Consider the following 18,801-nt stretch of genomic DNA (forward strand, 5'->3'; position numbering starts at 1 on the left):
CCTTGTCCTCCGCGCGCGCCACGGCCGGCGCCATCCAGATCAAGCCGGTCGCCACGCGTGAAGACGTCACGCTGTTCTGGCGCGCGAGCCTCGTGGCGCAGGGCCACGATCCGGCCTTCACGCCGCCGCTGCTGAAAGAGACCGTCGACGTCCTCACCCCCGGCGCGACGCCGTTCGCGCGGGCGAACGAGGGCCAGTCTTTCGTCGCCCTGCGAGGCGGCGAACCCGTGGGCCGCATCTATGCGGTCAAGCACCACGCGCATCTCGAAAAACACAAAGACGGCGCAGGCCATTTCGGCTTCATCGAAGCCATAGACGACGACGCCGTCTGGGACGCGCTGTTCGAGGCCGCGGCCGCTTTCCTGCGCGAGAAGGGCCTCACCAAGATCGGCGGGCCCTACAGCGCCTCGGTCAATCACGAATGCGGGCTGCAGGTGGAAGGGTTCGGCGCGCGCTCGACCACCCACACCAACTACGCCCCGCCATACTACGCCGCGCAGCTCACGCGTCTCGGCTTCCGGCCCGTGAAGGACATCATGGGCTATGAGGGGGATCTGGCGACCAGCCGCCTCCCGCAGCGGGTCGCCAAGGCCCGCGCGAAGTGGAGCGACAGCCCCAACCTCGTGCTGAAGCCCGCCGTCGGCCCCGACGCGCTCGCCGCCGTCAACGACGTCTACAACGACGCCTGGTCGCACAATTGGGGCTCGGTGCCGACCATGCTGGAGGAGGCCAAGTTCCTCGCCGAGATGGCCGCCGACATCATGCCGAAGGACTGGGCGACGCTCGCCTACTGGTTCGACCGGCCGATCGGGGTGCTGTGCATGGCGCCGGACCTCAACGAGGCGATCCGCGACCTCAAGGGCCGGCTCGTTCCCTTCGGCTGGGCGAAGCTGCTCTGGCGCCTCAAGGTCTCAGGGGTCAGCCGAACCCGCGTGCCGATCATCGGCGTGCGCCACGCCTATCGCGGCACGCGCGTCGGCGCGATGGCGGCCTCGGCGCTGCTCGCCGACGCGGTGCTGAAGGCGCGCGCGGCCGGCATGAAGCGACTGGAAGTGAGCTGGATGCTCGAGGAGAACCGCCCGATCCTCAATCTCGTGCGCGGCATGCCGGCGACCCGTACGAAGGTGTGGCGGCTCTACGAGAAGGCGCTTTAGCCGCGGCGGCTCGACGTCATGCCCGGCGGCAGCCGGGTATCCACGACTTGCTGGGAACGTGGAGCGCTACGTTAAAGTCGTGGATACCCGAGCAAAGCTCGGGCATGACGACCGAGATGTTCCACGTGGAAATGGGCGCTAGCCGTCCTTGCCGTCGTCAGCGGGCTTCGCGGCTTCGAGCGCGCCTTCGGGCGGCTCGACCACCACGCGCCCGCCCGCGACGTCGACCACCGGAACAACCGCCTTGGTGAACGGCAGCAGCGCGGTGCGGCGTTCGCCCGCGAGGCGGATCTCGATCAGGTCGTCCGCGCCGTAGTTCGGCACGGCCGTCACCTCGCCGACGAGCGTTCCGTCGGCGCGCTCGGCCCGCAGGCCGATCAGGTCGGCGTGGTAGAAGTCGTCCTCGTCGTCGGTCGCGGGCAGTTTCTCGCGAGCGACCGACAACGTCTTGCCCGTCAGCGCCTGGACGGCCTCGCGGGTGGAGACGCCCTCGAAGCGCGCCACCACCATGTCGTCTTTGAGGACGCGCAGCGACGCGACCTTGAGCGTCGCCGGCCCCTCGCCGACGGTGAGCGGGCCGTAGGCCTCAAGCGACAGCGGGTCTTGCGTAAACGTCTTCACCCGCGCCTCGCCGCGCACGCCATGCGGCGCGCCGATCACGGCGATCTGGACGAGGCGGGGAGACACCATGGAGTGGGCCTAGCGTCATCCCGGACGGCGCGACGCGCCAAGCCGGGATCGTCGTCAGAATAAGGCTCGTCATGGTCCGGCTTGACCGGACCATCCACGTCAAACGACGAACTCGACGCCGAAGATGGGTCCTCGGGTCAAGCCCGAGGACGACGGCGGCGGTTCTTGCAGCTCGACGGCGAGACGATCCCGGCTCGGGCTTCGCCCGTCCGGGATGACGTCCTTTAAAGCCGGATTACTCGGCGGCTTCGGCGGCCTTGGCGGCGGCTTCGGCGCGCTCCTGGGCCTTCTTGCCGGGCTCGGCCTTCTTCGGGTTGTTGCGCGCTTCGCGCTTCAGCAGGCCCGCGGCGTCGAGGAAGCGATGGACGCGGTCGGTCGGGGTCGCGCCCTTGGCGAGCCACTCCTTGGCCTTCTCGAGGTCGAGCACGACGCGATCGGCCGCTTCCTTGTCGAGCAGCGGGTTGAACGAGCCGATGCGCTCGATGAAGCGGCCGTCACGCGGGTAGCGCGAGTCGGCGACGACGATGCGGTAGAACGGGCGCTTCTTGGCGCCGCCGCGGGCGAGGCGAATCTTCAGGGCCATTTCAGTCTTCCTTCTTCAATTCTCGTCATCCCGGACGGCCTTGGCCGATCCGGGATCGTTTTCAGGATCTACGTCGCTTCCGGAGAACGTCTCCCGGCTCTGCGCTCGCGCTTCGGCCGGGATGACGCCTCAGTTCCTCACTTCTTCTTCCCAAGCCCCGGGAAGCCGCCCAATCCGGGAAGCTTCGGGCCGGCGCCCAGGCCCGGGAAGGTCGGCGGAATGCCGCCGCCGCCCGGAAAACCGGGGGGAAGGCCTTGCGGCATCTTCCCCTGCTTCAATTCCTCCATCGCCTCCGGCGGGATCTGCGGCGCAGCCCCGCCGAAGCCGAGCGCGGCGCCGAGACCGGCGAGGGGCCCGCGGCCGGACTTCCCGGCCTTGCCCATCATCTTCATCATGTCGGCCATCTGCCGATGCATCTTGAGGAGCTTGTTGACGTCCTCGACCTTGGAGCCCGAGCCCGCGGCGATGCGCTTCTTGCGGGAGGCCTTCAGGATGTCGGGGTTGCGCCGCTCGTCCTTGGTCATCGAGTCGATGATCGCGGCCTGCCGCTTGAACACGCTCTCGTCGATGTTGGCGCCGGCCATCTGCTTCTTGAGATTGGCGACGCCCGGCATCATCGACATCACGCCCGACATGCCGCCGAGCTTCTGCATCTGGCTCAGCTGGCCCTTCAGGTCGTTCAGGTCGAACTGACCCTTGCGCATCCGCTCGGCGGCCTTCTGGGCCTGCTCGGCGTCAATCGAGGCCGCCGCCTTCTCGACGAGCGCGACGACGTCGCCCTGGCCGAGGATGCGGTTCGCCACGCGGCGGGGATCGAACTCGTCGACCTGGTCGAAGCGCTCGCCGACGCCCACGAGCTTGATGGGCTTGCCGGTGACGGCGCGCATCGAGAGCGCGGCGCCGCCGCGGCCGTCGCCGTCGAGGCGGGTGAGAACGAGGCCGGTGATGCCGAGCGCGGCGTCGAAGGCGCGGGCGGTCGTCACCGCGTCCTGGCCGGTCAGCGCGTCGGCGACCAGCAGCACCTCATGCGGGTTGACGGCCTTCTTGACCTCGACGACCTCGGCCATGAGGGCGTCGTCGAGCGTGGTGCGGCCGGCTGTGTCGAGCAGCACCACGTCGTAGCCGCCGAGCCGGCCCGCCTCCATGGCGCGCTTGGCGATCTGCACCGCGGTCTGGCCGGCGACGATCGGGAGCGTGGCGACCTCGGTCTGCTTGCCGAGGGTGGCCAACTGCTCCATCGCGGCGGGACGGCGCGTGTCGAGCGAGGCCATCAGGACCTTGCGCTTCTCCCGCGTCGTCAGGCGCTTGGCGATCTTGGCCGTCGAGGTCGTCTTGCCCGAGCCCTGCAGGCCGACCATCAGGATCGGCACGGGGGCGGCGGCCGCAAGGCTGATCCCTTGCGCGTCCGAGCCCAGCATGGCGACGAGCTCGTCATGGACGATCTTGACGACCATCTGGCCGGGCGTGACCGACTTCACGACCTCGACGCCGACGGCGCGTTCCTTGACCTTGTCGACGAAGCTCCGCGCGACCTCGAGCGCGACGTCGGCCTCGAGCAGCGCGCGGCGGACCTCGCGCATCGCCTCGGCGACGTCGCCCTCGGTGAGGGCGCCGCGCCGGGTGAGCCGGTCGAGAATGCCGCCGAGGCGGTCCTGCAGAGCGTCGAACATCAGGTCGTTTGTCCTGTTCGACGAGGTTCGCCCCAACGCAAAACGCGCCCGCGGGCGCGACGCGCTGGCGGACGTTGACCCTGCGAACTCAAGGGATCGGAGGGCTTTGCGGGAGGACTGGCCTCGTCAGATGGGACGAGCCCTACAGGGAAAGGCCGGGAAAATCAATGCTCGGCGCGCGAGGCGCCGGATCCGCCGCCCGTCATCCCGGCCGAAGAGCCGGGATCCAGAACCGAAACGTCGCCGCGAAAGGCTCGACCGGCGTCGGTTCTGGATCCCGGGTCAGGCCCGGGATGACGGGTTCGGGCTCACGCGCCCTCTCGAACGGCGGCCCTCGCCGTCCGCGCCTGCGCCTGCTTCGTCGCAGCGGCGAACGCCGGATCCGCAGCCGGTCATCCCGGCCGAAGAGCCGGGATCCAGAACCGAGACGTCGCCGCGAACGGCTCGACCGGCGTCGGTTCTGGATCCCGGGTCAGGCCCGGGATGACGGGTTCGGGGTCATGCGCCCTCTCGAACGGCGGCCCTCGCCGTCCGCGCCTGCCCCCGCTTCGTCGCAGCGGCGATCGCCGGATCCGCCGCCCGTCATCCCGGCCGGAGAGCCGGGATCCAGAACCGAAACGTCGCCGCGAAAGGCTCGACCGGCGTCGGTTCTGGATCCCGGGTCAGGCCCGGGATGACGGGTTCGGGCTCACGCGCCTTCTCGAACGGCGGCCTCACGTCCCGCGCGGCTTCGCTCGCGTCGTGGGCGCCGCGTTCGCCGGATCCTCGGGCCATGGATGCCTCGGATAGCGCCCGCGCATCTCGGCGCGCACGTCGCGCCAGGAGCCGGCCCAGAAGCCCGGCAGGTCGCGCGTCACCTGGATGGGCCGGCGCGCCGGCGAGGTCAGCCGCAGCGTCAGCGGCAGGCGGCCGCCCGCGATGGACGGATGGCGCGCAAGACCGAACAGCTCCTGCACCCGGATCTCGATCGCGGGCGCGTCCTCGCCCGCATAGTCGATCGGGACGGTGGAGCCGGTCGGCGCTTCAAAGTGGCTCGGCGCCTCGGCGTCGAGACGGCGACGGAGATCGTAAGGCACGAGCGCCGACAGCGCGTTTCCGAGGTCGTCGGCTCCGACGTCGCGGAGCGCCGTCGCGTCGCCGATGAACGGCGCCAGCCACTCGGCGGCGTTCGCCGACAGCGCTTCATCGGAAAGGTCCGGCCAGCCGCCGTCGGGCTCGGCGTTCGCGAGGAACCCGACGCGGGCCCGCAGCGCCCGCGCGGCGTCGCTCCAGGGCAGGCGGTCGATCCCGCGCCGGGCGAGGCCCTCCGCCAGCGCCGCCGCGGTCTCGGGCGACGGCTTCACCGTCAGCGGCCGCTCGCCGAGCGTGATCGCGCCGAGCTTGCGCCGCGCCCGTCCACGGACGGCGGCCACGGCCTCGTCGAACTCGACCTCCTCGCGCGACTGGACGCCGTCGCCGGCGGCCTCCACCGCCTCCGCCTCGGTCAGCGCCGCCGCGAGGAGGATGCGCCCCTGCTGCGCGACGCCGGTGAGATCAAGCACGGCGAGGAACGGCTCGCGCGCGAGCGCTTCCGTTTCATCGAGCGCCGCGCCGCGGCCGTTGGCGAGCAGGAACTGCCCCGGACGCCCGCCGCGCGCCTTGGCGATCCGGTCCGGAAAGCCTTTCGCCGCCACCAGGCCTGCGCGAGAGACGTCGATCGCGCCGGGCTTTCCGCCGGCGGCGCGAAGCCATGTTTCGGAGAGGCGCCGCGCGTCCTCGGCTCTTGGGCCGCGTTCGCGCAAGAAGCGGTCGAGCCGGCGGCCGAGGTCGGGACCATCGCCCCCGAGGCCGCGCTCGACGGCGAGCAGCGCCACGGCGGCCGCGAGCGGTCCGTCGCCCTCCGGAACGGCGTCGAGCAGCATGCCGGCGAGCCGCGGCGGCAGGGCGATCGAGCGGATTTTCTCGCCGCGCTCCGTCAGCCGTCCGTCGGCGTCGAGCGCGCCGAGCGAGGCGAGCGAGGCGCGCGCCTCGGCGAGAGCCGACGCCGGCGGCGGATCGAGAAAAGCGAGCGTCGCGGGGTCCGAGACGCCCCAGGCCGCGAGGTCGAGCAGGAAGGAGCCGAGGTCGGAGGCCAGGATCTCGGGCTCGGCGAAAGGAGGCAGGCTGGCGGTCGCGGCCTCTTCCCAGAGGCGGTAGCAGACGCCGGGCTCGGTGCGCCCCGCGCGGCCGCGGCGCTGATCGACGGCGGCGCGGGAGGCGCGGGCGGTCTCGAGCCGCGTGATCCCGAGCGACGCCTCGTGGCGGGGCACGCGCGCGAGCCCGCAGTCGACGACGATGCGCACGCCCTGGATCGTGAGCGAGGTCTCGGCGATCGAGGTCGCGAGCACGACCTTGCGGGCGCCGGGCTCGGCCGGCGCGACGGCGCGGTCCTGCTGGCGCGGATCGAGCCCGCCATGAAGCTCGACGACCTCGACGGATCCGGCGAGCCCCTCCAGCCGCTCGGCCGTGCGGCGGATCTCGGCGCGGCCCGGCAGGAAGGCGAGAACGCTTCCCGTCTCCTCGGCGAGCGCGCGGCGGATCGCCGAGGCCGTCGCGTCCTCGACCCTTGCGCGCGGATCGCGGGGAAGGTGGCGGGTCTCGACCGGAAAGGCGCGGCCCTGGCTTTCGATCACCTGAGCCGACGGTCCGAGCAGCCGCGCGACGCGCGCGCCGTCGAGGGTCGCGGACATCACAAGCACGCGAAGATCCTCGCGCAGTCCGGATTGCGCGTCGAGCGCGAGCGCGAGGCCGAGATCGGCGTCCAACGAGCGCTCGTGGAACTCGTCGAACAGCACCGCGGCGACCCCCGCAAGCTCCGGGTCGTCGACGATCATGCGGGCGAAGACGCCGTCGGTGACGACCTCGATCCGGGTCCTCGCCGAAACCTTCGAGCCGAGCCGGACCCGAAGGCCGACCGTCTCCCCGACTGACTCCCCAAGGGTTTGCGCCATGCGCGCCGCCGCCCCGCGGGCCGCGAGCCGGCGCGGCTCCAGCACGAGGATCTTGCCGTCGCCCCGCCAGGGAGCGGAAAGCAGCGCGAGCGGAACCCGCGTCGTCTTGCCCGCGCCGGGCGGCGCGACGACCACCGCCGAGGGCCCCGCGGCGAGCGCCGCCATCAGGCCCGGGAGCGCCTCGTCGACCGGCAGGGCCGCCGCGGCCTCAACCATTGCACCATCCGGCGGTTGCCCGCGGCCGCAGGCCTCCGCTAGAGAGACTGCGACACCTCAGGGAAGAGCTCAAATGCGTATCGAACACATCGCGATCGGCAACAATCCGCCGGCCGACGTCAACGTCATCATCGAGGTGCCGATCGGCGGCGAGCCCATCAAGTACGAGATGGACAAGGAAGCCGGCACGCTCGTCGTCGACCGCTTCCTCTACACCTCGATGCGCTACCCGGGGAACTACGGCTTCGTGCCCCACACGCTCTCCGACGACGGCGACCCGATCGACGTGCTGGTGGCCAACACCCGCGCCATCGTGCCGGGCGCGATCATCAACTGCCGCCCGGTCGGCGTCTTCAAGATGGAGGACGAGAAGGGGCAGGACGAGAAGATCATCGCGGTGCCCTCGCCGAAGCTGACGCGCCGCTATGAGGGAATCACCAACTACACCCAGCTGCCCGATATTCTGCTCAGCCAGATCAGCCACTTCTTCGAGCACTACAAGGACCTCGAGGGCGACAAGTGGGTGAAGGCGCTCGGCTGGGGCGACGCCGAGGAGGCGCAGCGCATGATCGTCGAGGCGATCGACCGCGCCAAGGCCGCTAAGAAGGGCTGAGGCTGGCGAAGGGCTGATCTCGTCGGAGAGCGGCGCGCCGGCCCCCTCCTCCACCCTGCGGGTGGTCCCCCTCCTCCGCTGACGCAGGGGAGGATCCGCGCGCAGCGCGAGAGGTCTTAGTTTGATCCTCCCCTGCGAAGCGGGGAGGACCATGCGGAGCATGGCGGAGGGAGCGGCAGCCGCCCTCTCCGCGCGAAATTACTTCCCCGTGGCGAAATAGGCCTGCAGGCGGGCGCGGATGCGCTCGGAGAGCTGGACCGCCGCCCGGTCTTCGGCGTCACGCTCCGCGCGCACGTTCGCGAAACGCTGAAGGCCGCTCGAATAGGTCGCGGTCGCGACCGTATGGCCCGTGGCGATCGGATCGAGCGTCCCGGCGCGGGTCAGGTCGTAGTCGGCGGTGAGCGAGATGGTCCGGGTCTGCGGAATGTCGGCGAGCGGGTCGACGACCGCAGACTGGCCGTATTCCTTGAGCCGGATGGTGAGCCGGTAGGCCGTCGGACCCGCCGCGCCGCCGCCCCGCAGGGCGAAGATCAGCTCGTTGCGGAGCTTTCCGCCGACCCGGCCCTCGAGCGGCTTCACGTCGACCGCGGCGAGCTCGGTCGCGACGTCGCCGCCGCCCGAGAAGGTCTTCGAGGTCACCGCAGGCGCGGTTCCGCCGCCATAGACCGGGCGGAAGCAGCCGGCGAGGCCGAGGGCGAGAACGCCCACGACGGCGAGCCGGGCGAACGCAGTCCCATTACGCGACCACATTGACGATCCTCCGGGGCACCACGATGACCTTGCGGATGGGCTTGTCGCCGACCGCCTTCGCGACCGATTCGAGCGCCCGCACCATAGCTTCGATGTCCGCGGCGCTCGCGTCGACAGGCGCGACGAGCTCATCCCGCTTCTTTCCGTTGACCTGCACCGGCAGCGTGACTGTGTCGGACGCCAAAAGCGCGGGATCGGCCGCCGGCCACGCCGTCTCGGCCACCAGCGTCTCGTGGCCGAGCGCGCCCCAGGCCTCTTCGGCCAGATGCGGCGTGAAGGGCGCGACGATCTGGACGAGAATCTCGGCCGCCTCGCGCAGCGCGAAAGCCATGCCTTCGTCCGGCGTCTCCGCCGACTGGAGCGCCTGGCTCAGCGCGTTCGACAGCTCGTTGATGGCCGCTATGCAGATGTTGAAGTGGAAGCGCTCGACGCCGTCGCCGACGCGCGAGAGCGCGCCATGGGCGGCGCGGCGGAGCGCGGTGGCGGCTTCGCTCAATTCGGCCGGAGCCGCCGCGCCGACAAGCGCGCCCTTGGCCGCGGCTTCATTCGCGAGCCGCCAGATGCGCTGCACGCGCTTCGAGGCGCCGTCGACGCCGGCCTCGGTCCAGATCACGTCGCGGTCGGGCGGGCTGTCCGACAGCACGAACCAGCGCGCGGTGTCGGCCCCGTAGGTCTCGATGATGTCGTTGGGGTCGACGACGTTCTTCTTCGACTTCGACATCTTCTCGATCGAGCCGATCTCGACCGGCTCGCCGTTCGAGAGCTTCGTCGCCGAGCGGACGCCGTCGGCCTCGCTCAGCCGGATGTCGGCCGGCGCGACCCAGGCTCCGGACGCGTCCTTGTAGGTCTCGTGGACCACCATCCCTTGCGTGAAGAGACCGGCGAACGGCTCCTCGACGCCGACATGGCCGGTGGCCTGCATTGCGCGGGTGAAGAAGCGCGCATAGAGCAGGTGCAGGATCGCGTGCTCGACGCCGCCGATATACTGGTCGACCGGCAGGAAGCGGTTGGCGACCTCTGGCTCCGTCGGCGTCGTCGCGTGCGGCGAGGTGAAGCGCGCGAAGTACCAGGACGAGTCCACGAAGGTGTCCATCGTGTCGGTCTCGCGCCGGGCGGGGGCGCCGCAGCTCGGACAGGGCACGTTGCGCCAGGCGTCGTCGCGGTCGAGCGGATTGCCGGGCCGGTCGAACGAGACCTCTTCGGGTAGCCGCACGGGCAGCTGGTCGATCGGGACCGGGACCACGCCGCAGGCGTCGCAATGGATGATCGGGATGGGGCAGCCCCAGTAGCGCTGGCGGCTGACGCCCCAGTCGCGCAGGCGCCAGTTCACCTTGCGCTGCGCCACCGGCGTCGCGTCGAGCGTCTCGGCCTCGAGGCGGCGGGCGACCTCCTCCTTGGCGTCGTCGACCGACATTCCGTCGAGGAACTGCGAGTTCACGAGGACGCCGTCGCCGTCATAGGCGCTCGTCTCGATCAGCGAGGCGGGATCTGCGCCTTCGGGCGCCACCACCGGGGTGATGGGCAGGCCGTATTTCGACGCGAAATCGTAGTCGCGCTGGTCATGCGCCGGGCAGCCGAAGATCGCGCCCGTGCCGTAGTCCATGAGCACGAAGTTCGCGACATAGACCGGGACTTCCCACGCCGGATCGAACGGGTGGCGAACCTTGAGGCCGGTGTCGTAGCCCTTCTTTTCCGCCGTCTCCAGCACGGCGACGCTCGTGCCGGCGCGGCGGCATTCGTCGGAGAAGGCCTTCAGCTCGGGATCGACCTCGGCGAGCGCGAGCGCCGTCGGGTGGTCGGGCGAAAGCGCCAGAAAGCTCGCGCCGAACAGCGTGTCGGGACGGGTGGTGTAGACCTCGATCTCGGTCGCGGGGCTTCCGCCGTGGCCGGCGTCGCGCGCCACCTCCCAGCGGACCAGCAGCCCTTCGGAGCGGCCGATCCAGTTCTTCTGCATGGTCCGGACTTTTTCGGGCCAGCGCGGCAGATCGTCGAGCGCGCCGAGCAGACTGTCCGAAAAGTCGGTGATCTTCAAGAACCACTGGGTCAGCTCGCGCTGCTCGACGAGCGCGCCCGAGCGCCAGCCGCGGCCGTCGATGACCTGCTCGTTGGCCAGCACCGTGTTGTCGACCGGATCCCAGTTCACCTTCGACTTGCGCCGATAGGCGAGGCCGGCCTTCAGGAAGTCGAGGAACAGGGCCTGCTGCTGCGCGTAATATTCAGGATCGCAGGTCGCGATCTCGCGGGACCAGTCGAGCGACAGGCCGATCGACTTCAGCTGGTCGCGCATGGTGGCGATGTTGTCGTAGGTCCAGGCCTTCGGGTGGACCTTGCGCTCCATCGCGGCGTTCTCGGCCGGCAGCCCGAACGCGTCCCAGCCCATCGGGTGGAGCACCGAAAAACCCTTGGCGCGCTTGTAGCGCGCGACCACGTCGCCCATCGCGTAGTTGCGGACATGGCCCATGTGGATGCGCCCCGACGGATAGGGGAACATCTCGAGCACGTAATAGCTCGGGCGGCCGTCGTCGGCGCCCGTCTCGAACAACCGCTTCTCGTTCCATGCGGCCTGCCACTTCGGCTCGGCCTCGCGCGCGTTGTAGCGCTCCGTCGTCATCAGCTTTTTACGCCAGTCTTGTCGTGGAGGTGGGACGCGAACGCCCGCCCGAAGGCGCGCGGACCTTGGCGCGAAACGAAGCGGGCGGTCAACAGAATGCGGGGCCGCCCGGACGTCCGAGGCGCGCCGTTGCCCGGCGGGCACGGCTGGCGGGGATATGCAGTCGAGATTATATGGATATTCATGAGCGGGAGGCGCGTCCGTGATCGTCGCGATCTTGTCTCACGAGCCGGACGGCGACGAGCTCGTCGACCGGATTGAGGTCGCGGCGCGGCCCCTGTACTTTTCAGCCGTGAGCGTGTTCGAAGCCACGTTCGGCCTCGTCCGCAAGAAAACGCCTTTGGGCCGGCGCGCCGACGCCGCGACCATCGCCGAAGCGCACGCGATCGTCCGCGATTTTCTCGACAGGATCGGGGCGGAAGAAACCTCGGTCGACGGCGCCGCCGCCATCGAGGCGGCCGCCCGCTTCGGCAAGATCGCGGGCCATCCCGCGCAGTTGAACATGGGCGACTGCTTCGCCTACGCCTGCGCCCGCGCCAAGCACGCGCTCTTGCTCTACAAGAGCGACGCTTCGCCCGCACCGACATCGCTTCGGCCTGAAAGGCCCCTTGTGACCGACGTCTCCGAAAACCTCTCCGCCGCGCTCCACCAGATCCGCCGCGCCGAGCGCGCCGCAGGCCGCCCCGAAGGCGCGACGACGCTCGTCGCGGTGTCGAAAACGTTCGACGCGGTCGACGTCGAGCCGGCGCTTGCGGCCGGCCACCGCGTCTTCGGCGAGAACCGGGTGCAGGAGGCGCAGGGCAAGTGGCCGGCGCTGCGCGCGCTTCATCCCGGCGTCGAGCTTCATCTCATCGGCCCGCTCCAGTCCAACAAGGCCGCCGACGCTGTCGCGCTGTTCGACGTGATCCACACCGTCGACCGGCCGAAGATCGCCCGCGCGCTTCACGCCGAGATGGAGCGGCAGCACCGCCGGCCGGCGGTGTTCGTGCAGGTGAATGTCGGCGAGGAGGAGCAGAAGGCCGGCTGCGCGCCTGCCGAGACGGACGCGCTCGTCGCCCTCGCCCGCGACGAGCTCGGCATGGAGGTGGCCGGACTCATGTGCATCCCGCCCTTCGACGAGCCGCCCGCGCCCTATTTCGCGCTGCTGCAGAAGCTTGCGCGGCGCAACGGACTCGAGGGGCTGTCGATGGGCATGAGCGCCGATTACGCCGAAGCGATCGCGTTCGGCGCGACCCATGTGCGCGTCGGCTCCGCGATTTTCGGAACGCGACCGAAGCCGGAGTGACGGGCCGCCCAGGTCCCCGCCTCGAGCCGGGACCCGGGAGCGCCGCAGGATCCAAGTCCGGGACGATCGCGACGCGCGTCCGTCCCCGCTCTCCCGTCGGGCGGGAGAGGCGGGGCGGCGGCAGTCATTGCTCGGAGAGACAGGCCGGACCGGGCCCGAAAGGTTCGATCCGGAAGGGGGGTCGCCGGGGTCGGAAACGCCCCCCTCCCGGCCGAACGGATGCCGGTACGCATAAACCAGATCCGGCTGACGGGATCATCGCAAACGGCTTGCCAACCCTAATGGCGCCGAAACCATACGAGATATAGCGCCCTGACTGGGTCGAGCGCCCATATATTGTGGCGTCGACGCGGCGCTCTCGCAAACGGCGTCGCATTTTGCGAAAACCCTCGCAGCTTGCGAGAGACAGCCGTCCCGATACGGATCACCCGTCGTTCAGGCGGGCTCCGCGGCTCCGAGGGGCTTGGCGCGGGCGGCGATGCGGCGCTTGAGCTCCACGCGCTCGCGGTCCGAGACCCCGAGAAGGTCGGCGGCGCGCCAGACGATGTTGTCCTCGAGCTCGTGGGCGGCGCCGTCCGCGAACACGATCTCCCACATCATCTCGACCACGCCCGCGCGCCCTTGCGCGTCGAGCGAGCGCTTCAGCACGCTCGTGAAGCCATAGAGGTCGACGGCGTCGGCCTCGCGGCGACGGCCGGCCTCGATGAGCTCGGCGGTCTCGTGTTCGTCGAGCGCGAAGCGCGCCTTCAGGACGTCGTGCAGGGCGATTTTCTCGCTCTCGCTCGCGACGCCGTCGGCGGAGACGAGGTTGACGAGAAGCGCCGCGGCCGCGACCCGGTGATCGTCGAGCGCGAACTCGTCGTGCTCGGACGCGCCGGTGAGGTCGGAGAGGAGACGGCGAAGCTGATCGAGCATGGCTGGCGGTTCCGGAGGGCCGGCCTCCTAAACGCGCGCGGAGGCGCTTGGTTGCGCGAGCCCCAGGCCTAAGTTGTCGCAGCTGAAGAGGAATCTGGTGCCGCAAGAGGGACTCGAACCCCCGACCCCGTCATTACGAATGACGTGCTCTACCAGCTGAGCTATTGCGGCGCCGGCGCACGCTGTAGCGAAACCGCCGCCCGGACGCAAGAAGAGGAGACGGATCGGAAGATCTCTCGCCGCGAATTTTGCGGCCGCCGCCCGCTCAAGGCCGTCCCGGCTCCTCCGGAGCGCGCGCGTCGATCGCGAGCGCATGGACCGGGCCCTGGAGCTCGGCCGCCAGCAGCGCGTTGACCTGCCGGTGGCGGTCGACGCGGCTCATTCCCGAAAACGCGCCCGAAACGATGCGGACGCGGAAATGCGTCTCGCCCTCGGGGCGCGCGCCGGCGTGGCCGGCGTGGAGATGGCTCTCGTCCATCACTTCGAGCCGCTCGGGCTTCAGCGCTTCGGTCAGGGTCGCTTCGATGCGGGCGCGGACGCTCATCGGGATCTCCGGCTGTCGGGGCGTCGCGGACATGACGACGCCCGGGCGCGACGTCAAGACCGGCCTGCGCAAGCCCGTTCGGGCCGCCCGAATCCTTGTTCGGCATGCCAGGCGCGGCCATAATGAGCGTCGTGATGAAGCTCGATAGCCCATGGTTCGACCGGATCCGGGTTTCGCGTCCTTCCGAAGAGAAGCGCGCGGAGCCCGAGGTCGCGCAGTGCGACCATCCCGGCTGCCGTGCGGCCGGGCCCCACCGCGCGCCGAAGGGCCGCGGCCGCGAGAACGAGTACTGGCGGTTCTGCCTCGAGCATGTGCGCGCCTACAACCAGTCCTACAATTTCTTCCAGGGGATGTCGGACGACGACCTCAGGGCCTATGAGCGCGAGGCCCATGTCGGCCATCGCCCCACATGGCAGATGGGCCGGGGCGGCGCGTCGGCGGAGACGCGCAACCGCGCCGACCGCTCGCGCGGACGCAACCGCGGCTGGGCGAGCGGGTTCGAATTCGACGACGCCTTCCACATGTTCGACGAGGAGGGCGGCCCGCGCAGCCGTCCCGAACCCAAGCGCGAGCTGAAGAAGGTCGAGCTGAAGTCGCTCGAGGCCATGAACCTCTCCGCCGGCGCGAGCCCGGACGAGATCAAGGCGCGCTACAAGGAGCTCGTGAAGCGCCTCCACCCGGACGCCAATGGCGGCGACCGGAGCACGGAGGAGAAATTGCGCGAGATCATCCAAGCCTATAACTATCTGCGATCCGCCGGCCTTTGCTGACTGACGCACAACCGCGCGCTTCGACTGCGCGCCGCCGGGCCCCGCCGCGCGGGCCCTTTCGCCCGGCTTCGGAGGTCCAATGACTCTGCTCGACGCTCCCTCCGCCGAAGCGGCGCTCCCCGACATGAAGGTGTCGGCCCGCCAGGTCTTCGGGATCGACAGCGATCTCGAGATTCCGGCCTTCGGCGAGGCCCGCGGCGCGGTCCCGGACCTCGATCCCGACTACCTGTTCGACCACGACACCACGCTCGCGATCCTCGCCGGCTTCTCGCGCAATCGCCGCGTGATGGTCACCGGCTATCACGGCACCGGCAAGTCGACCCACATCGAGCAGGTGGCCGCGCGCCTCAACTGGCCCTGCATCCGCGTCAATCTCGACAGCCATGTCAGCCGCATCGACCTGATCGGCAAGGACGCGATCGTTTTGAAGGACGGCCAGCAGGTCACCGAATTCCGCGACGGCATCCTGCCCTGGGCGCTGCAGAACAACGTCGCGCTGGTGTTCGACGAATACGACGCCGGCCGCCCCGACGTGATGTTCGTGATCCAGCGCGTGCTGGAGCAGTCCGGCAAGCTCACGCTGCTCGACCAGCGCAAGGTCATCCGCCCGCATCCGGCGTTCCGCCTGTTCGCCACCGCCAACACGGTCGGCCTCGGCGACACCTCGGGCCTCTATCACGGCACCCAGCAGATCAATCAGGGCCAGATGGACCGCTGGTCGATCGTCACGACGCTGAACTATCTGGCGCACGACAAGGAAGTCGACATCGTGCTTGCGAAGTCGCCGCACCATCGCGACCAGCCGAACGGCCGCGACACGGTGTCCAAGATGGTGCGGCTCGCCGACCTCACGCGCCAGGCCTTCATCAACGGCGACCTGTCGACGGTGATGAGCCCGCGCACGGTGATCACCTGGGCCGAGAACGCCGACATCTTCGGCGACCTCGGCTTCGCGTTCCGCCTCACCTTCCTCAACAAGTGCGACGAACTCGAGCGCGGCCTCGTGGCCGAGTTCTACCAGCGCTGCTTCGGCAAGGAGCTGCCGGAAAGCGCGGTCAACGTCGTGATGAGCTGACGCCCGACCCCGGTGAGCATCTCCAACCGAAAGCCCGGCGAAAAGCTCGCGGCCCCGTCCGAACCGCTCAAGCGGTCGATCGGCGCGTGCCTGCGCGCCATCGCGGGCGATCCTGAAGTCGAGGTGACGTTCGCCTCCGAGCGTCCGGCGCTCATGGGCAACAAGGCGCGCCTGCCGGAGCCGCCGCGGCGGCTCGAGGGGCAGGACGTCGCGGTGCTGCGCGGCTACGCCGACAGCATGGCGCTGCGCCTGGCCTGCCACGACCAGACGACCCACGCCAAGCTCGCGCCGCAGGGCGCAGAGGCCCGCGCGGTGTTCGACGCCGTCGAGCAGGCGCGCGTCGAGGCGATCGGCTCGCGGCGGATGGAAGGCGCGGCCGACAATCTGACCGCGATGCTCGAGGACCGCTATCTGCGCGGGCCTTACGCCGAGATCACCGACCGCGCCGACGCGCCGCTGCAGGACGCCGTCGCGCTGATGGTCCGCGAGCGGCTAACCGGCCGCAAACCGCCGGAGGCCGCGCGCAAGATCGTGGAGCTCTGGCGCCCCGTCATCGAGGAGAAGGCCGGCGTCGATCTCTCGCGCCTCGACAAGCTGCTCGAGGACCAGAACGCCTACGCCCGCGCGATCCGCGACATGCTGTCCTCGCTCGACATGGGCGAGGAGCTCGCCTCCGAGCGCGAGCAGGGCGAGCAGGAGGGCGACGCCGACGGCGAGGAGCCGCCTCCCCAGGACGGCGAGGCCGCCGACGCCCCGCAGGACGCCGCCGACGGCGCGGACGAGGCCGAGACGGAAGCCTCCGCCGAGCAAGACGACGACGCCGAGCAGATGGAGGCGGCCGACGCGCCCCCGACCGACTCGCCCGACGACGACGAGCTCGGCGAGGCCGACGAGGCGACCGAGCCGTGGCGGCCGAAGGACGATCCGCGCAAGGATCGCGAGAAGCTCGAATATTCGGCCTTCACCACGAAATTCGACGAGGAGGCGCTCGCCGAGGATCTCTGCGATCCCGAAGAGCTCGCGCGGCTGCGCACCTATCTCGACAAGCAGCTCTCCGCGCTTCAGGGCGTGGTCGGGCGCCTCGCCAACCGGCTGCAGCGGCGCCTGCTCGCCCAGCAGAGCCGCGCCTGGGACTTCGATCTCGAAGAAGGCGTGCTCGACCCCTCGCGCCTCTCGCGCGTCATCACCGATCCGATGAGCGCGCTCTCCTTCATGCGCGAGCGCGACACCGACTTCCGCGACACGGTCGTCACCCTGCTGCTCGACAATTCCGGTTCGATGCGCGGGCGCCCGATCACGGTGGCTGCGACCTGCGCCGACATTCTGGCGCGCACGCTCGAGCGCTGCGGCGTGAAGGTCGAGATCCTCGGCTTCACCACCCGGGCCTGGAAGGGCGGACAGTCGCGCGAGCAATGGCTTGCGAGCGGCAAGCCGATGGCTCCGGGACGCCTCAACGACCTGCGCCACATCATCTACAAGGCGGCCGACGCGCCCTGGCGGCGCACGCGCAAGAACCTCGGCCTGATGATGCGAGAGGGGCTGCTGAAGGAGAACATCGACGGCGAGGCGCTCGAATGGGCGCACAAGCGCCTGCTCGGCCGGCCCGAACAGCGCAAGATCCTGATGGTGATCTCCGACGGCGCGCCGGTCGACGACTCCACGCTCTCGGTCAATCCCGGCAACTTCCTCGAAAAGCACCTGCGCCGGATGATCCATGAGATCGAGAACCGGTCTCCGGTCGAGCTGATCGCGATCGGCATCGGCCACGACGTCACGCGCTATTACAAGCGCGCCGTCACCATCGTGGACGCCGAGGAGCTCGGCGGCGTTATGACCGAGAAGCTCGCCGAGCTCTTCGACGAGGCCGCGCCCGCGCCGCGGCAGACGGACAGGCGGCGGCTCCATTGAGGCTGCTGGCCGTCGCCGCCCTCATCCTCGCGATCGGCGGCGCGGCCCAGGCCCAGAGCGCCGTCGAGGTGACGGCGACGCCGATCCCCGAATTCGATTTCCGCACCAAGGTCGGCGGCGCTTTCGGCTCGCTGGTCTATCTCGGCGGCGTGCAACTGAAATCCTCCGATCCCGACTTCGGCGGGTTGTCGGGCCTGAGGCTCTCGGCCGACGGCTCCCGTTTCACGGCGATCAGCGACCGCGGCAACTGGTTCACGGGCGCGATTGACTATGAGGGCTCGCGGCCGACCGGCGTCTCGAACGTCGAGATCGCTCCGACGCCGGGGCGCGACGGCAAACCCTTGCCGGACAGGCGCGGCTTCGACACCGAGGCGCTCGAGATCGAAGGTAGGACCGCCTGGGTCACGGCCGAGCGCGTCCACTGGCTGACGCGCTACGAGCTCGGCCCGGACGGGCGGCCGGAAGGGGCCGGAAAGGCGGTGGCGCTGCCGCCGGCCTCCGCCAAGGCGCCGTCGAACTCCGGCTACGAGGCGATGGCGCGGCTGGCTTCCGGCGAGATCGCGCTGATCGGAGAGAAGTTTCTCGACGACGACGGCGACAACCGCGGCTTCGTGGTCGGCGGCAAGAAGCCGTTCGAATTCTCGGTCGTGCGCTCGCTCGACTTCTCGCCCACCGACCTCGTCCGCCTGCCGGGCGGCGACCTCGTGCTGCTCGAGCGGCGCTACAAGCCGCCGTTCTCGCTCTCGATCCGGCTGCGGCGGCTGTCCGCCAAGGACATCGAACCCGGCGCGACGCTCGACGGCCCCGTGCTCATGGAGGCGAGCCTCGTTCAGCGCATCGACAATTTCGAGGCGCTCGGCGTTCACCGCTCGCCGGACGGGCGGACCGTGTTGACGCTTGTCTCCGACGACAATTTCTCGCCGCTGCAGAAGACCCTGCTGCTGCAGTTCGCGCTGCCTGACTGACGCGTCTGAAGGTCGGGCGAATTTCGTCCAGTTGATCGCCGATCGGATGAAGTCGCAGTGCCATATGCAAGAACTGCCTTCAT

General features: G+C 70.0%; 15 protein-coding genes, 1 tRNA gene and 1 pseudogene. 8 read left to right on the top strand and 9 right to left on the bottom strand.

The window, feature by feature from the left end; genetic code table 11:
- The first annotated feature begins 2 nt into the window (after nucleotides 1-2).
- Nucleotides 3-1,154, top strand: a complete 1,152-nt coding sequence (locus tag ACFOWB_RS03910; RefSeq protein WP_378145779.1) for a hypothetical protein — start codon at nucleotides 3-5, stop codon at nucleotides 1,152-1,154.
- A gap of 138 nt (nucleotides 1,155-1,292) precedes the next feature.
- Here the strand turns inward: ACFOWB_RS03910 and rimM are convergent, their stop codons facing one another.
- From rimM to hrpB, 4 genes are all read right to left on the bottom strand, one after another.
- A complete protein-coding gene (gene rimM / locus ACFOWB_RS03915) occupies nucleotides 1,293-1,844 on the bottom strand; it encodes a ribosome maturation factor RimM (RefSeq protein ID WP_261401236.1) in 552 nt (183 codons plus the stop codon).
- Nucleotides 1,845-2,079: 235 nt separating this feature from the next.
- A complete protein-coding gene (gene rpsP, locus ACFOWB_RS03920) occupies nucleotides 2,080-2,427 on the bottom strand; it encodes a 30S ribosomal protein S16 (protein WP_261401235.1) in 348 nt (115 codons plus the stop codon).
- Nucleotides 2,428-2,564: 137 nt separating this feature from the next.
- Nucleotides 2,565-4,097: a signal recognition particle protein gene (gene ffh, locus ACFOWB_RS03925; protein WP_261401234.1), complete on the bottom strand. Its 1,533-nt coding sequence runs from the start codon at nucleotides 4,095-4,097 to the stop codon at nucleotides 2,565-2,567.
- A gap of 713 nt (nucleotides 4,098-4,810) precedes the next feature.
- Complete coding sequence (gene hrpB / locus ACFOWB_RS03930) at nucleotides 4,811-7,282, bottom strand: ATP-dependent helicase HrpB (RefSeq protein WP_261401233.1); 2,472 nt, start codon at nucleotides 7,280-7,282, stop codon at nucleotides 4,811-4,813.
- 73 nt (nucleotides 7,283-7,355) lie between these two features.
- Here hrpB and ppa point away from each other — a divergent pair, with 73 nt between their 5' ends.
- The gene (ppa, locus tag ACFOWB_RS03935; RefSeq protein WP_261401232.1) at nucleotides 7,356-7,895 is read left to right on the top strand and encodes an inorganic diphosphatase; all 540 of its coding nucleotides are present in this window, start codon (nucleotides 7,356-7,358) and stop codon (nucleotides 7,893-7,895) included.
- Between the two features lie 198 nt (nucleotides 7,896-8,093).
- On the opposite strand, the gene lptE is transcribed toward ppa, so the two are convergent.
- Nucleotides 8,094-8,645, bottom strand: a complete 552-nt coding sequence (gene lptE / locus ACFOWB_RS03940; protein ID WP_378145786.1) for an LPS assembly lipoprotein LptE — start codon at nucleotides 8,643-8,645, stop codon at nucleotides 8,094-8,096.
- Nucleotides 8,632-11,256, bottom strand: coding sequence for a leucine--tRNA ligase (gene leuS, locus ACFOWB_RS03945; protein WP_378145788.1), 2,625 nt, complete (start codon nucleotides 11,254-11,256; stop codon nucleotides 8,632-8,634). The genes lptE and leuS overlap by 14 nt, the downstream gene beginning before the upstream one ends.
- 202 nt (nucleotides 11,257-11,458) lie before the next feature.
- Between leuS and ACFOWB_RS03950 the strand changes: the two are divergent.
- Both ACFOWB_RS03950 and ACFOWB_RS03955 read left to right on the top strand, forming a co-directional pair.
- A pseudogene (locus ACFOWB_RS03950) lies at nucleotides 11,459-11,812 on the top strand (PIN domain-containing protein); the annotation flags it as partial.
- A gap of 54 nt (nucleotides 11,813-11,866) precedes the next feature.
- Nucleotides 11,867-12,541: a YggS family pyridoxal phosphate-dependent enzyme gene (locus ACFOWB_RS03955; protein ID WP_261405747.1), complete on the top strand. Its 675-nt coding sequence runs from the start codon at nucleotides 11,867-11,869 to the stop codon at nucleotides 12,539-12,541.
- Between the two features lie 435 nt (nucleotides 12,542-12,976).
- On the opposite strand, the gene ACFOWB_RS03960 is transcribed toward ACFOWB_RS03955, so the two are convergent.
- The 3 genes from ACFOWB_RS03960 to ACFOWB_RS03970 form a co-directional block, all read right to left on the bottom strand.
- Nucleotides 12,977-13,456 carry a tellurite resistance TerB family protein gene (locus ACFOWB_RS03960; RefSeq protein WP_261401230.1) on the bottom strand — a complete coding sequence of 160 codons (480 nt, stop codon included), beginning with the start codon at nucleotides 13,454-13,456 and terminating at the stop codon, nucleotides 12,977-12,979.
- A gap of 95 nt (nucleotides 13,457-13,551) precedes the next feature.
- A tRNA-Thr gene (locus ACFOWB_RS03965) sits at nucleotides 13,552-13,627 on the bottom strand.
- A 94-nt stretch (nucleotides 13,628-13,721) separates the two neighbouring features.
- Nucleotides 13,722-14,000 (bottom strand): BolA family protein, encoded by a 279-nt coding sequence (locus ACFOWB_RS03970; RefSeq protein ID WP_261401229.1) that lies wholly within the window; start codon nucleotides 13,998-14,000, stop codon nucleotides 13,722-13,724.
- A gap of 134 nt (nucleotides 14,001-14,134) precedes the next feature.
- Between ACFOWB_RS03970 and ACFOWB_RS03975 the strand changes: the two genes are divergently transcribed.
- The 4 genes from ACFOWB_RS03975 to ACFOWB_RS03990 all read left to right on the top strand — a co-directional run bounded on the left by ACFOWB_RS03975 (nucleotide 14,135) and on the right by ACFOWB_RS03990 (nucleotide 18,718).
- Entirely contained in the window at nucleotides 14,135-14,770 is a 636-nt protein-coding gene (locus tag ACFOWB_RS03975; RefSeq protein ID WP_261401228.1) for a J domain-containing protein, read from the top strand.
- 79 nt (nucleotides 14,771-14,849) lie between these two features.
- Nucleotides 14,850-15,845 (top strand): cobaltochelatase subunit CobS, encoded by a 996-nt coding sequence (gene cobS, locus ACFOWB_RS03980; protein ID WP_261401227.1) that lies wholly within the window; start codon nucleotides 14,850-14,852, stop codon nucleotides 15,843-15,845.
- 12 nt (nucleotides 15,846-15,857) lie between these two features.
- Nucleotides 15,858-17,753 carry a cobaltochelatase subunit CobT gene (gene cobT, locus ACFOWB_RS03985; RefSeq protein ID WP_378145792.1) on the top strand — a complete coding sequence of 632 codons (1,896 nt, stop codon included), beginning with the start codon at nucleotides 15,858-15,860 and terminating at the stop codon, nucleotides 17,751-17,753.
- On the top strand, nucleotides 17,750-18,718 hold the full coding sequence (locus tag ACFOWB_RS03990; RefSeq protein ID WP_378145795.1) for an esterase-like activity of phytase family protein: 969 nt from the start codon (nucleotides 17,750-17,752) through the stop codon (nucleotides 18,716-18,718). Before cobT ends, ACFOWB_RS03990 begins: the two co-directional genes overlap by 4 nt.
- Nucleotides 18,719-18,801: the final 83 nt, after the last annotated feature.

The organism is Chenggangzhangella methanolivorans, assembly GCF_042648545.1.
Taxonomy (GTDB): domain Bacteria; phylum Pseudomonadota; class Alphaproteobacteria; order Rhizobiales; family Methylopilaceae; genus Methylopila; species Methylopila methanolivorans.

What these genes read in the sequence shown, in the direction of transcription:
- ppa (WP_261401232.1), top strand. Translation starts at nt 7,356, where the DNA reads ATGCGTATCGAACACATCGCGATCGGCAACAATCCGCCGGCCGACGTC.
- rimM (WP_261401236.1), bottom strand. Translation starts at nt 1,844, where the DNA reads ATGGTGTCTCCCCGCCTCGTCCAGATCGCCGTGATCGGCGCGCCGCAT.
- ACFOWB_RS03970 (WP_261401229.1), bottom strand. Translation starts at nt 14,000, where the DNA reads ATGAGCGTCCGCGCCCGCATCGAAGCGACCCTGACCGAAGCGCTGAAG.
- ACFOWB_RS03960 (WP_261401230.1), bottom strand. Translation starts at nt 13,456, where the DNA reads ATGCTCGATCAGCTTCGCCGTCTCCTCTCCGACCTCACCGGCGCGTCC.
- hrpB (WP_261401233.1), bottom strand. Translation starts at nt 7,282, where the DNA reads ATGGTTGAGGCCGCGGCGGCCCTGCCGGTCGACGAGGCGCTCCCGGGC.
- ffh (WP_261401234.1), bottom strand. Translation starts at nt 4,097, where the DNA reads ATGTTCGACGCTCTGCAGGACCGCCTCGGCGGCATTCTCGACCGGCTC.
- lptE (WP_378145786.1), bottom strand. Translation starts at nt 8,645, where the DNA reads ATGTGGTCGCGTAATGGGACTGCGTTCGCCCGGCTCGCCGTCGTGGGC.
- ACFOWB_RS03975 (WP_261401228.1), top strand. Translation starts at nt 14,135, where the DNA reads ATGAAGCTCGATAGCCCATGGTTCGACCGGATCCGGGTTTCGCGTCCT.
- cobS (WP_261401227.1), top strand. Translation starts at nt 14,850, where the DNA reads ATGACTCTGCTCGACGCTCCCTCCGCCGAAGCGGCGCTCCCCGACATG.
- rpsP (WP_261401235.1), bottom strand. Translation starts at nt 2,427, where the DNA reads ATGGCCCTGAAGATTCGCCTCGCCCGCGGCGGCGCCAAGAAGCGCCCG.
- leuS (WP_378145788.1), bottom strand. Translation starts at nt 11,256, where the DNA reads ATGACGACGGAGCGCTACAACGCGCGCGAGGCCGAGCCGAAGTGGCAG.